The organism is Paraburkholderia solitsugae (assembly GCF_013177695.1).
Lineage (GTDB): Bacteria > Pseudomonadota > Gammaproteobacteria > Burkholderiales > Burkholderiaceae > Paraburkholderia > Paraburkholderia solitsugae.
The window spans coordinates 134577-147632 of sequence record NZ_WOEY01000065.1; the positions used below are offsets into that span (position 1 = coordinate 134577).

The 13056-nt window shown below is 62.1% G+C and carries 12 protein-coding genes; 7 read left to right on the forward strand and 5 right to left on the reverse strand.

Going from position 1 to position 13056, the window contains the following annotated elements:
* Positions 1-88: 88 nt before the first annotated feature.
* Positions 89-1210: an alkene reductase gene (locus tag GNZ12_RS16475; protein ID WP_172311530.1), complete on the forward strand. Its 1122-nt coding sequence runs from the start codon at positions 89-91 to the stop codon at positions 1208-1210.
* A 326-nt stretch (positions 1211-1536) separates the two neighbouring features.
* Here GNZ12_RS16475 and mhpT read toward each other — a convergent pair whose 3' ends face one another.
* On the reverse strand, positions 1537-2745 hold the full coding sequence (mhpT, locus tag GNZ12_RS16480) for a 3-(3-hydroxy-phenyl)propionate transporter MhpT (RefSeq protein WP_172311532.1): 1209 nt from the start codon (positions 2743-2745) through the stop codon (positions 1537-1539).
* A gap of 668 nt (positions 2746-3413) precedes the next feature.
* Between mhpT and GNZ12_RS16485 the strand changes: the two genes are divergently transcribed.
* Entirely contained in the window at positions 3414-3794 is a 381-nt protein-coding gene (locus GNZ12_RS16485; RefSeq protein ID WP_172311534.1) for a hypothetical protein, read from the forward strand.
* 69 nt (positions 3795-3863) lie between these two features.
* Here the strand turns inward: GNZ12_RS16485 and GNZ12_RS16490 are convergent, their stop codons facing one another.
* Together GNZ12_RS16490 and GNZ12_RS16495 are read right to left on the reverse strand one after the other, a co-directional pair.
* Positions 3864-4199, reverse strand: a complete 336-nt coding sequence (locus GNZ12_RS16490) for a YbjQ family protein (RefSeq protein ID WP_172311536.1) — start codon at positions 4197-4199, stop codon at positions 3864-3866.
* Between the two features lie 53 nt (positions 4200-4252).
* The gene (locus tag GNZ12_RS16495; protein ID WP_172311538.1) at positions 4253-4906 is read right to left on the reverse strand and encodes a protein-L-isoaspartate(D-aspartate) O-methyltransferase; all 654 of its coding nucleotides are present in this window, start codon (positions 4904-4906) and stop codon (positions 4253-4255) included.
* A gap of 36 nt (positions 4907-4942) precedes the next feature.
* Here GNZ12_RS16495 and GNZ12_RS16500 point away from each other — a divergent pair, with 36 nt between their 5' ends.
* From GNZ12_RS16500 to GNZ12_RS16510, 3 genes are all read left to right on the forward strand, one after another.
* Positions 4943-5317, forward strand: coding sequence for a DUF2784 domain-containing protein (locus tag GNZ12_RS16500; RefSeq protein WP_172311540.1), 375 nt, complete (start codon positions 4943-4945; stop codon positions 5315-5317).
* A gap of 179 nt (positions 5318-5496) precedes the next feature.
* Positions 5497-7548, forward strand: coding sequence for an elongation factor G (gene fusA / locus GNZ12_RS16505; RefSeq protein WP_172311542.1), 2052 nt, complete (start codon positions 5497-5499; stop codon positions 7546-7548).
* A 69-nt stretch (positions 7549-7617) separates the two neighbouring features.
* Positions 7618-8466, forward strand: coding sequence for an urea carboxylase-associated family protein (locus tag GNZ12_RS16510; protein ID WP_172311544.1), 849 nt, complete (start codon positions 7618-7620; stop codon positions 8464-8466).
* A 79-nt stretch (positions 8467-8545) separates the two neighbouring features.
* Here GNZ12_RS16510 and GNZ12_RS16515 read toward each other — a convergent pair whose 3' ends face one another.
* Together GNZ12_RS16515 and GNZ12_RS16520 are read right to left on the reverse strand one after the other, a co-directional pair.
* Complete coding sequence (locus tag GNZ12_RS16515) at positions 8546-9322, reverse strand: maleate cis-trans isomerase family protein (protein WP_172311546.1); 777 nt, start codon at positions 9320-9322, stop codon at positions 8546-8548.
* A complete protein-coding gene (locus tag GNZ12_RS16520) occupies positions 9319-10563 on the reverse strand; it encodes a D-amino acid dehydrogenase (RefSeq protein ID WP_172311548.1) in 1245 nt (414 codons plus the stop codon). Before GNZ12_RS16520 ends, GNZ12_RS16515 begins: the two co-directional genes overlap by 4 nt.
* Positions 10564-10936: 373 nt before the next feature.
* Between GNZ12_RS16520 and GNZ12_RS16525 the strand changes: the two genes are divergently transcribed.
* Both GNZ12_RS16525 and GNZ12_RS16530 read left to right on the forward strand, forming a co-directional pair.
* Positions 10937-12130: a branched-chain amino acid ABC transporter substrate-binding protein gene (locus tag GNZ12_RS16525; protein WP_172311550.1), complete on the forward strand. Its 1194-nt coding sequence runs from the start codon at positions 10937-10939 to the stop codon at positions 12128-12130.
* A gap of 25 nt (positions 12131-12155) precedes the next feature.
* The gene (locus GNZ12_RS16530; protein WP_172311552.1) at positions 12156-13055 is read left to right on the forward strand and encodes a branched-chain amino acid ABC transporter permease; all 900 of its coding nucleotides are present in this window, start codon (positions 12156-12158) and stop codon (positions 13053-13055) included.
* Position 13056 lies beyond the last annotated feature (1 nt).

The window sequence follows — 13056 nt, forward strand, 5'->3', positions numbered from 1 at the left end:
CAACATTGACTTCTCAATCTCCACCCGCCAAACTCACTGTCAATCACCATTGTGATTTGGTGAATTTATCAACTTCGCGGGAAAAATCATGAACATCGAAAGTAACCAACCCCTCCTTCAGCCGATTCGGCTGGGGAACCTCGATCTGCCCAATCGCGTCGTCATGGCGCCGCTGACGCGCATGCGCGCGGCCAATCCCGCGCTTGCCCCGACGGCCTTGCACGCCGAGTACTACGCGCAGCGCGCTTCGGCGGGGCTGATCATCAGCGAAGGGGTGTTCGTGAGCGCCGAGGCGGTCGGCTGGGCAGACGTGCCCGGACTCTGGAGTGATGCCCAAGTGCGCGGTTGGCGCATGGTGACGGACGCCGTGCACCGCGCGGGTGGTCGGATCGTCGCCCAACTGTGGCATACCGGTTCGTTGGGGCATCCGGATTTCGACGCCGGCAAGGCGCCGCCATCCGCTTCAGCGGTCAATCCGGAGCAGCAGAGCGTGACCGCGGCAGGCCGCAAAGACACTGTGGTCCCGCGCCCCATGGACAAAGCCGAGATCCGTCGCACGGTCGCCGATTTTGGCCGGGCTGCGCGCAACGCGATCGCGGCCGGCTTTGACGGCGTGCAGATCCAGGGCGGCTATCACTACCTGTTCAATCAGTTCCTCAACGTTCGCACCAATCTACGTACGGATGAATACGGCGGTTCGACGGAGAACCGCGCGCGGTTTCTATTCGAAGTCGTGGAAACGGTGGTCGAGGCAGTTGGAGCGCAGCGCACCGGCATCAAGACGGGACCCGCGACGTCGGAGACGGGCGCGTTCGTTTCCAATGACGAAACGCTTGCCACTTCCGAATATGTGATTGGCCGGCTCAACGATTTCGATCTCTCGCATCTGCTGCTGATGGGAGCAATGGCCGACCTGTCGGCGACGCCGCTGGCCGCCATGGCAGGTGACGGCATGTTCCGCCATTTCCGCGAGCTCTATCGCGGCAACATCATTGCGAATGTCGATATCGACCGTACGCGCGGTAATCGGCTGATCGAAGCGGGACTGGTCGATATGGTCGCCTTTGGTCGTTCGTTCATCGGCAATCCGGATCTGCCGGCGCGCTTCGCCGCCGATGCGCCGCTTGCCGAAGTCAACTGGCCAATGGTCTATGGCCCAACAGCCGAGGGCTACACCGATTATCCCGAGTTTCAGGCTGTGCCGGCATAACGCGCCTTCGCTCACTCCAGAACCACGACCGCCTGAGCCCCTCGCGTCGCGATATGCAACGCGGGGCGCTCTCGCGTTGCATGTGGGACGACATCGCGGAGAAATAGAGCAGTCGCTGGCATGGGCGCCGGCATCTTCTCGCCGCTTGCGTCTTCCACGGCGGCCAATATGGTCGACGCCTCTCAAAAGGGCCGGGCGCTATCCATCGTGTTAGGCGGACTGGGATCGGGTACTGCTTTTGGCGTTCCCGTAGGTCTCGCCATCGAGAGGTGGTTCGGATGGCGATCGCGCGCACGAGTCTGCGCGCTCATTTTGTCGAAAAGCCTTCAGTCGTTCGCGTGCGGCCGGGCGATCAGCAGCCACGCGGCCAGCGCGGCGACGAGCGAAACCGGTATGCTTGCGCCGATCACGATGGGCGCGCTGCGCCCCGCCGCGAGAAGCTGCGCGGCGGCGAGCGGACCGACGACGGAGCCGAGCCTGCCGACCGCGACTGCGGCGCCCACGCCGGTGCCGCGTACCGCCGTAGGGTAGTAGATGGCGGCGAGCGCATAGAGCGCCGACTGGGCTGCGATCACGAATAGCCCGGCCGCGAACGAGGCCGCCGCGAGAGACAGCCCGCCCGGCGCCGCCGCGAGTCCGGCGAGCGACAGCACGGTACCTGCATACATGCCGGCGACGACGACGCGCGAAGCACGGATCCGGTCCATCGACATGCCGATGCCTAGGGCGCCGAGTCCGCCGCCGACATTGAAACAGATTTGCACAAGCGAGACAGCCGAATGGTTGAGGCCGCGCGCCGCCATCAGCGAAGGCAGCCAGTTCAACAAAAAGTACAGGACGACCAGCGTGCAGAAGTTGCTGATCCAGAGCTCGAGCGTCGACAGCGCGCGGTCGTTACCGAACAGCGTCTGCGCGACGCTCACGCGGTTGGCAGCGGTGTCGGCGACCTCCAGATACGCGCGGGACTCGGGCATTAGGCCGATCAGCAGCGGCACGAGCAGCAGTGGCGCCGCGCCACCGACGTAGAAGATGTGCCGCCATTCAGTATTTCCGACAAGCACCACACTGACTAGCGACACGATCGCGCCGCCGAACGAGACACCACAATACATCGCGGTGACCGCTGTGCTGCGCGATTGCGGCTCGACGGATTCTGACGACAGCGCGATCAGGTTCGGCATTGCGCCGCCGAGGCCGAGCCCCGTCAAGAGGCGCACCACGACGAGCATCGCGAATGTCGACACCTGCGCGGTCGCGAGCGACAGCAACCCGAACAGTGCGACCGATACGAGCAGTACGCGCTTGCGACCGATCCGATCGGCGAGCCGTCCGCCGATCATCGCGCCAGGCAGCAGCCCGAGCGTGCACGCGCTAAATGCGAGCCCCATCTGCGACACCGTCAGACCGAATTCGTGCGCCATCCGCGGCGCGGCGACGCCGACCGACTGCAGGTCAAACCCTTCGAGCAGGGCGATCGCGAAGCACAGACTGAGTGTGGTCGCTACGGCAGGCTTTTCGGCAACATAAGTGTTCATTCTATCTCCAGACCCATGCGGGGTGACCGATTGCACGCGCGCGGCATCGTTCTCCAGTTCGCCCTCAGATACGCTCAGCGAGCGAATCACATTTCGGGGGGTGGCTCAAACATACTAGGTAGTACGTTCGCGAAGGTATCGGGGTAAATCTCTACCGATTGGCCTAACCGTGCATGAGCACAGCACGTTCAGAAGCGAAAACTCACTGATAGCTTGTGCATTCGGATTCGGTCATCAGCAGATTTGATGGTGGGTATCAGCCGAAATCGTAGTCGACAGGCGCTGACGACTCTATATTTGCTACACGGTTAGCGTCGCGAGTGTGACGCAACTGCAGGGATCCGAGATGACGCGACGATCAGTCTAGGCCGAATACAACGCCAATCTGAACGTCACTGACTGAAACGAGCACTAATCGAGAGAGCGTGTTTCCGCAACCATTCAGTAGGTTGCGCGAGGATCAACTGTGGGCTCTGGTGCATATAGGTGGACTGACCGAAAAGTTTCCTATAGTTACGGATACCTTATCGATTGAACAGGACAGCACTCCAGACGGCTTTGTCATGTTGACGAGGCAGTCAGCCTCGGACTCACTTCGCCCAGTCGATAGGGACTTTTCCATTCGACGGCGGCAATCTTATTGAATCCCCAAAATCGGCGTCATTGGCGTGGAAAAGAAACCGCGCGATTCGCGCCGCCTTTACAACACCTTTAGAACGATTCTAGTAAAATCAAGTGCTTACCATCAACTTGGCCGGCTCAAATCGCGCGGAGCGGCTTCACTCTTTCGACTTCTGGAGATCAATATGAACGGACGCCACGCATCGTCTTTTGCATTCGTTGCCTACGTGCTCCTTTCGCTTGTGTCCGCGCCTGTGGCATTCGCGCAAACCGGCGCCGCAGCGACAAAGCCGATGCAGGACACTCAGCGGACGGCCCAGCAAAAGGCTCGGAAGGCAAAAAGTCACGCTCACCAGAAGACGGGCACCCAAGACGAAAAGAAAGCCACACCGGCAAATAAAGCCACACCAGCGTCCGGTGGTCAGTGAGCGTCGCAATGCAATGAACGAACTTCAGCGCGAGCTCGCGGCACGCGGCATTGCGACGGTCCTGGCTCTTCAAACTAGCAACGTCGCACGGACCGCCGTCCCGTAACACAGCACCTCTGTAATGCCTCTGGCTACCTCGGTTGCGTCATACCGCATACCGATGATGCCATTTGCGCCCAGATCCGCAGCCTGCGCAATCATGCGCTCGTATGCATCCTGTCGCGCTCGCTCACATAGCGACGTGTATAGCGTGATGTTGCCCCCAAAGATCGTCTGCAGAGATGCGCCAAGCGCGCCAACGATGGATCGGGACCGCACGACAATCCCACGAGCGACGCCCAAGGAATGCGCTGTCCTGTGTCCCGGAAGCTCAAATGCCGTCGTAACCATATGTCGTTCTATCATCGTGTTCCCAATGTTGAGTTCCCGTACCAGATCGAAAGCTGGCGGCCGCGCCTTTAATAATCCGACCAGCCGTCTTCACCAATAAGCGGCACGAAGCTCACGTCGCCTAGCCAGCGCTCGTGATAATCATGTTCGCCGTGGCGTACCAGTTGAATCAATCGCTGATGATGCTGCTCGCGCCCGACCGGCATGACGATCCGGCCACCGATCGAGAGTTGCATACGCCACGCCCGCGGGACACGCGGACCGCCGGCACCCGCAATAATCGCGTCATACGGCGCATAGGCGTCCAGCCCGACCGTGCCGTCGCCAAGATGAACAGTCACGTTTGAAAAACCCAACCGCGCCAGCGTCTCGCGAGCGCTATCTGCGAGCACCGGATCGCGTTCAACGGAATGCACGTGCGCCACGATTGCCGCCGCAATGGCAGCGGCATACCCCGACCCCGTACCGATGTCGAGAACCCGGTCGTGCGGACCCAGTTCGGCGGCCTCCATCATCTGCGCGACGACGGCGGGTTGCGAAATCGCTTGCTGACTCGCAATGGGCAACGCACTATCGTCGTACGCGTATTCACGGAGTTGCGCGGGTACGAATTCCTCGCGCGGCACGCGGCGCATCGCGGATAGCACATTGGCATCGCGGATGCCGCGCCCCGCGATTTGCCGTACAACCATCCACTCCCGGGCTTCCGTGAAATCGATCATTGTGGCCTCCCTCTGACGGCCGCGCAGGCTTTACTCATGATCTGGCTCGCCGATGCGGTGCTCGTGATGCACGCGCTGATCGCGCTTTTTATCGTGGGCGGACTCGCTGCGATCTGGGTTGGCGCGTGCCTCGGTTGGGAATGGGTACGCAATCGGCTATTCCGGCTCGCTCATCTGTTCGCGATCGGCCTCGTGTCGAGCTTAGCACTGCTGGGCGCATCCTGCCCCTTGACTACGCTCGAAGACTGGCTGCGCACTGGCTCGGTTGGGACGCAAGGTTTCATCCAGCGCTGGGTGAGCCGCCTGCTCTATTACGATGTTCCAGCCTGGGTGTTTACGCTCTCATACGTGACATTCGCTCTGGTGGTGTTACTAACCTGGCGCAGGGTTCCTCCCCGACGCCGCAGGTAACGCAGAAACGGTTTGCCGTACGACTTATGGCGCCTCAGTCGTGTCAGGAAGACCCGCGGTTTTGCGCCTCGTTCGATATCCGCGAACGCGGATGGCCGAATGGGATGATGACGTTGTATGGCACACGGCTCCGTTTTCGCGAATAATGGCCCCACATCCACTACTGGACGAGGGCGACCATGCATTACAGCCCCGACGCCATCCGCACCATTGCTCTGGTCGGGCATGCCGGATGCGGCAAGACATCGCTGGTCGAAGCCCTGCTCTACCAGGGGGGTGAGTTACGCGCGCCCGGCAGCGTGGAGCGCGGCACCACGGTCAGCGATTTCGACCCACTCGAGCGCAAATATCACCACTCGCTGAACTCCGCCGTCGCCCACCTGCATTACCGGGATACCCGCATCTATCTGCTGGATACGCCCGGCTATCCGGACTTTTCCGGGCTGTCGATCAGCGCCCTGCCCGCTGTCGAGACCGTCGCCATCGTCATCAATGCACAGACCGGCATCGAAATGACGACCCGGCGCATGATGGCGTGGGCGGAGAAACGCAAGCTCTGCAGAATGCTCATCGTGAACGGTATCGATGGCGAAAAGGTCGATCTCCCGGGGCTTCTGACGCAGATCCAGGAGGCCTTCGGCAAGGAATGCCTGCCCATCAATCTGCCGGCGCAAAGCGGCCGCCAGGTGGTGGATTGCTTCTTCAACCCGGCCGGCGACGCCGATTTCCTGTCCGTTGCGGCAGCGCACAATGCGCTGGTCGACCAAGTGGTCGAGATCGATCCCGCCTTGATGGAGCTTTACCTGGAACAAGGCGAAGCCATCAGCCCGGAACAGTTGCATGAACCCTTCGAGCGGGCGCTGCGCGAAGCGCATCTGGTCCCGATCTGCTTCACGTCAGCGGCCAACGGCGCCGGCATCGCGGAGTTACTCGACGTATTCGTCCGGCTCCTGCCCAATCCCATGGAAGGCAATCCGCCGCTCTTCTACCGCGATGCCGGTGGCCAACAGCAAGTCATGCGCGCCGAGCCGGTCGCCGACAAGCATGTTTTGGCCCACGCCTTCAAGATCGTCATGGACCCTTACATCGGCAAAATGGCCGTGTTTCGCATCCATCAGGGCACGATCAGGCGCGATAGCCAGCTCTATATCGGCAACGGACGCCAGCCGTTCAGAGTCGCCCATCTGATGATGCTGCAGGGCAAGGAACATGTGGATGTCCCACAAGCGGGTCCAGGCGATATCTGCGCCACGGCCAAGATCGATGAAATCGGTTTCGATGCCGTGCTGCACGACGCCCCCGAGGACGGCAACATCCACCTGACCCCGCTCGACTTCCCCACGCCGATCTATGGATTGGCGATCGAGCCTGCGCGCCGGGGCAACGAGCAGCGCCTCTGGGAGATTCTGCAAAAGCTGAGCGCGGAAGACCCGTGTCTGCGCATCGAGCATCCGGTCGGCACCAACGAGACCGTGGTGCGCGGTCTGGGCGAGTTGCACCTGCGCCTCATGCTGGAGCGGCTATCCGAGCAGTACAAGCTCGAGGTCGTGACGCGGCCACCGAAGATCGCCTATCGGGAAACCATCGGCGGCAAAGCCGAGGGGCACTGTCGCCACAAGAAGCAAACCGGCGGCGCCGGGCAATTCGGCGAAGTGATGCTGCGCGTGGAGCCCCTGCCGCGAGGCACGGGATTCGAGTTCGTCGACGCCGTCAAGGGTGGCGCCATCCCCGGCCAGTTCATGCCCGCCGTGGAAAAAGGCATCCAGCAGGTCATCGAAGGCGGGCCGCTTGCCGGCTTCCCGATGCAGGACGTGCGAGTCACCGTCTTCGACGGCAAGAGCCATTCAGTCGACTCCAAGGAAGTGGCATTCGTTTCCGCGGGGCGCAAGGCTTTCATCGATGCGGTGCTGAAAGCTCAGCCCATTCTGCTCGAGCCTATCGTGGACATCGAGGTGATGACGCCGGAAGCCGCGATGGGTGACATTATCGGCGACCTGTCCGCGCGGCGCGGGCAGGTCCACGGCACACGCACGGCCGCCGGCAACGCCGTAGTCGTCGCGGGACAGGTGCCCTTGTCCGAACTCAACGACTATCAGTCGCGTCTGAACGCGATCGCGGGTGGCCACGGCAACTACAGCATCCAGCTCAGCCACTACGATCCGGTACCCCCTGCCCAGCAGGAGCGGATGGCGTCGCAGCACAAAAAACAGGGCGACGGCGCGGCGCAATGACCGGCCGCGCGTGCCCTGCCCTGTGCATCTGCGCAAGCTGTCCGCCAGCCCTATGAAGGAGCCGCCGTCATGCTGAATTACCCCGCCGCCTACCAGTCCACCAAGGGTTCCGCACTCGACGTCGACAAGACGTTCTATCAACGCGTCGCCTCACAGCACGACACCCGCACGTTGATCGAATCGATCGTCGTGCCAATCAGGTCAGGTCAAGCCTGGACCGTGCCGGCCGGCCATGTGTTCCGTATCGTCACGATCGAAGGTCCGCAGGTGGCCGACCTGAACATGTGGAACCTGCACAACCCGCGCGAGCGCATGTGGGCCTCGCGCACGCGTCAGTTGCAGCAGGCCCACGTGAGCACGTTCGACCGCCTGTGGTCAACGCTGCCGTTCCTGCGTCCCATGGTGACGATCACCGACGACAGCCTCGCAGACTATGGGGTCGACGAACACGGTGGCCGTGTTCATGATCTGCTCGGCACGCGCTGCGATCCCTACGTCAACCGCATGCTGACCGGTGAGGATTTTCATTTCCACTGCCACTCCAATCTCACGCGCGCGATCGCGCCGTACGGGCTGACCGAATACGATGTGCACGACGTGCTCAACGTGTTCCAATGCACCGGCCTGAATCTCGACGACAAATACTTCATGAAGGCATGCCCCGCCAAGAAGGGGGACTACCTCGAGTTTTTCGCGGAAATCGACCTGCTTTGCGCGCTTTCGACCTGTCCGGGCGGCGATCTCTCGTTGCCGATGTGGGGACCGGATGCGCGCGATCCGCTGGAGGTGTGCCGGCCGCTTGGCGTCGAGGTCTACCGGCTCGCCCCGCAGATGCTGGACGGCTGGACGCCGCCGGCCGTCGCGGCGTACAAGGGGCAGCACGGGATGGAGCTGCAGCAGCCGCAATGGAAGAAATGAGTTTCGGGCGCGCTTCGCTTAGGCGTATCGCTTAGCCCGCGCACGACGGGAATTCCGGCGTCAAAACGCAATGCGCCGGTTACAGCGCAAACAACCGCCCACGCTGCGGTTCGCAGTCGTCCACGCCTGCGAGTCGCAACGCGTGCCAGGCCATCGCGAAGTTGCTCGATATCACCGGTTTGCCGATCCTCGATTCAAGTTCTGGAACGAGTTCGGCGATCCGCAAGCTCGTGCACGACACGAAAATGGCGTCCACGTCCGGGTGCATTGCAAGGCGCTCAACAGCCGATCGCAGAGACGCAATATCAATCCGTGCCACTTCGTTATCGTTTGCATGCTCGAACGACGCCATGCGCGTAATGCCGACGCCGCGCGCTTCGATGTAGTCGCGCATGAAGTCGTTGATCGAACGCACATAGGGCGTCAACAGCGCGGCGCGTTGGACGCCGAGCGCGCGCAGCGCAGCAAGTGCAGCGGTAATCGGTGTGGTGCACGCGACGCCCGGACGCGCTTCACGGATGCGCGCGAACACGTTTTCCTCGCCAATCACCATCGAGGCCGACGTGCAGCCGAACGCCACGACATCGATCCGCTCCGCCGGACGGATCAGCGCGACCGCCGAAGCGATGCGCGCCTCCATTTCAGCCAGGCGTTCGGGCGTGATGTCTGGCGAGTTGAGCACGCGGCTCTCATAGAACACCACACCGTCCTGAGTCAGCAGCTTGCGCCACTCGTGTTCGATCGTATGATCGGTGGCGAGTACCACCAGTCCAATGGCGGCGCGCCGGCAGATGCCGTCGTCCAGCGCGAATTCGAGCTTGACGTAGGCATCGCCCTGCAGTGGAATCGTGCTCATTTCAGTGTCATCCCTGTCATGTCGAGTTCAGGCTCGCGGCCGGCCATGATGTCGGCCAGCAGTTTTGCGGTGCCGCATGACATGGTCCATCCCATGTGTCCGTGGCCCGTGTTCAGGTACAGGTTCCGGTGACGCGTGCGGCCGATCAGCGGTGTCCCCTCGGGCGTCATTGGCCGCAGACCGGCCCAGTAAGACGCGCGGTTGTAGTCGGCGCCGTCAGGGAACAATTCACGGGCGGCCTGCAGCATCTGCGTGAAGTCAGCGGGCGTATGGCGGGTGTCGTAGCCGGCGAACTCGGCGGTCGCGGTAAAGCGTAGCCGTTGGCCAAAACGCGCCCACGCCACGAGATTGTTTTCGTCGACACCCCCCAGATCCGGCGGACGATGCTCGGGTCCGACAGGAAACGTGGCGGAATAGCCCTTCACCGGGTACACCGGCAACCGGTAGCCCAGGCGGCGCGCCAGGATCGGCGACCAGGAACCGAGTGCGAGGACGAACTCGTCGCCCTGGATAAGGCCCGTCGGCGTTTGCACGCCAACGACCCGATCACCGGACGCCTCGATCGCGCTAATAGGCGTATCGAATTCGAAACGCACGCCGAGGCGCTCACACACGGCCTTCAGCGCGCGGGTGAACAGATGCGCATCGCCGCTTTCATCGGTTGGACAATAAATCGCGCCCGCAATCCTGTCGCGCGCATGCGCGAGCGCCGGCTCGCGCATGGCCACCTGCGCCGCATCGAGCGTTTTGAGCGGCAGCCCGTTGTCCGCGAGGATCGACATGTTCTGCGTGCCTCGCGCGAAAGAAGCTTCGTCGCGATACAGGTACAACAGGCCACGGCTGATGCGATCGTATTGCAGGTGTTCGGCCGCGGTCAGCTGCTGCAATTGACTCTGCGCGTAGCGGCAAAGCCGCACCTTGCGCGTTGTGTTCTGACGTGAACGCTCCGCCGTGCAATTGCGCAGGAACTGGAAGCACCAGGCCCACATGTGAGGGTCTGCGTTCAGCTTGAGGCGCAGCGCCGGCCCTTCGACGAAGAGGGATTTCAGCAGAATTTTCGGCGCACGGGGAGACGCCCACGTGTACGAATGTCCCGGCGCGACCAGACCGGCGTTAGCAAAGCTGGTCTCGAGCGCGACGCCGGGCTGACGGTCGATCACCGTCACCTCGCGGCCCTCCTTCGCGAGGTACCAGGCGGCCGTGACGCCCGCAATTCCGCCTCCCAGCACAACGGTTTTCATGGATGACTCCTGTCGGCTGGAGTTAGCGCTTTAGCGCTTACTCCAGCCCCATGCAGAGCAGTCGACCGGAGTTGGCGCTTTAGCGCTTACTCCGGTCCCATGCAGAGCATGCTTCCCGTTAGTCAATATAACGTTATCGATACTTTTTGTATGGTGTCCTATACGCGGATACCCTATACCGCTTAAGTGTGCGGCGAGTTCTATCATGAATCAGACGCTTTCATGGTAGCGCTGCGATGAGACCGGTAGTCAGGCCGTTGATCCGGCAGATTACAACTTGCATGCGATTTACGTTTCCATCCGTTTTCTGATGCCACCGGGATAGCCGTCTGGCGGGTCGCTCCGATCCCTTTCACAATAAGGAGTCTCCAACATGAATGCTCAGAAGAATGGTACGCCGGGCGCAGGTCGCGTCCTGCGGCGAACGACAATCGCGGCGTCGGCCGCTCTGGCCATGCTCGCCGGCATGGCCTCCAGTCCGGCACAAAGCCAGACCATCAAGATCGGCGTGCCGGTGCCGCTGTCGGGCAGTTCCGCCAATGCCGGCACGGACATTCTCAATGGCGCCAAGCTAGCCGCCGCCAAGGTCAATGCAGCGGGTGGCGTGCTCGGCAAGCAGATCGAACTGGTGCCGGAGGACGACGCCTGCGACGCGCAGACAGCCGTGCAGGCCGCCCAGAAGCTGGTCGACGCGGGCGTCGTTGCCGTGGCGGGCGGTTACTGCTCCAGTGCGGCATTGCCGGAACTGACGACCTTTCATCGTGCCGGGATTCCCTACGTGCTGGACGCGTCGACCAATCCCAAGCTGACCGAGATGGGCTACGACAACGTGTTCCGTACGATTGGCCGTGACGACGAGCAGGGACCGTTTGCAGCCAGTTTCATGAAAAATTCGCTACACGTGAAGCGTGCGGCCGTGATCAACGACAACACGACCTACGCCAAGGGCCTCGCCGATAACACGGTGGAAGCCCTGAAAAAGGATGGTGTCGATGTCGTCTACGACGACGCGATCACGCCTGGTCAAATGGACTACTCGCCAACGCTGACCCATGTCGCCTCGCTGAAACCGGACGTGATCTACTACACCGGCTATTTCTCCGAAGCTGGCCTGCTGGTGAAAGAGGCGCGGCAACTCGGCCTGAAGATGACCTTGATGGGCGGCGACGGCACCAACGACCCGACGCTGATGAAGACAGCCGGCCCGGCAGCCAACGACATGATCATCACCACGGCGCCGTTGGCGCAGTTCCTGAGCGGTGCGCACAGCTTCGTCGACGACTATACGAAGGCCTACGGGCAAGGGCCTGGACCGTATTCGGTCTACGAATACGATGCCGTTGGCGTCACGGCGAAGGCGATCGCAGACGCAAAGTCGTCGACGCCCGCCGCAATCACGGCCGCCCTGCACAAGATCTCGAAGTACCCGGGCGCGACCGGGACGATCGGCTTTAACCCGAAGGGTGACCGCAGTCTGGCGGTGTATATCACCATCATCGTGCACGGCGACAGTTTCGCGCCTTATCAGAAGCAGGATGCCGCGGGACACTGGATGGCGATGAAATAGGCCCCGCCGCGCCGCGCGCCCCGCCATGAGCAACTTCTTCCAGTTCGTCATCGAAGGGCTGACGATCGGCTCGTTCTATGCCCTCGTCGCCCTCGGCTACACGATGGTCTACGGGATTATCCGGCTGATCAACTTCGCTCACGGCGACCTGTTCATGGTGGGTGCGTTCATCGGCTGGACCGGTTTGACGGTGCTTGCCGGGGCGCACGTGCCGCTCGCGTTGGCGCTGCTGATTGCGCTTGTGGCCGCGATGGTGGTCACGGGCGCACTCGGGCTCGCAATCGAACGTGTGGCGTACCAGCCGCTGTTGCGCGCGCCGCGGCTGTCCATTCTGATCACGGCGCTCGGCGTCTCGCTAGCGCTGGAGAACGGCGTGCTGCTGCTTTACGGCGCCGGTTTCAACACATACCCCCACGTACTTAGTCAGGCCGGACTCGAATTCCAGGGTGTGCAGATCACCTTCGCCCAGGTCAGCATCATCGTCGCCAGCTTTGCGCTGATGCTCGCGTTGTATTTTTTCGTTCACCGCACCTTCATCGGCACCGCGATGCGCGCGCTGGCGATCGATCAGGACGCGGCGCGTCTGATGGGTATCGATGTCGAGCGGCTGATCCAGCTCACCTTCTTCCTGGGCTCAGCGCTGGCCGCCGTGGCCGGCGTCATGGAAGGGCTCTACTACACGCAGATCAATTTCTTCATGGGCTTCGTGCTGGGCCTGCGCGCCTTCACCGCTGCCGTTCTTGGTGGCATCGGCAATATTCCGGGCGCCATGGCGGGCGGCATCCTGATTGGCCTGCTGGAGTCCTTTGGCGCCGGCTATGTCTCATCGCGGTGGACCGACGTGCTCGTGTTCGGCGTCCTGATCGCCGTGCTCGTGATCAAACCGACCGGCTTGTTCGGCGAGCGCGTCGTCGAGAGAATGTAGC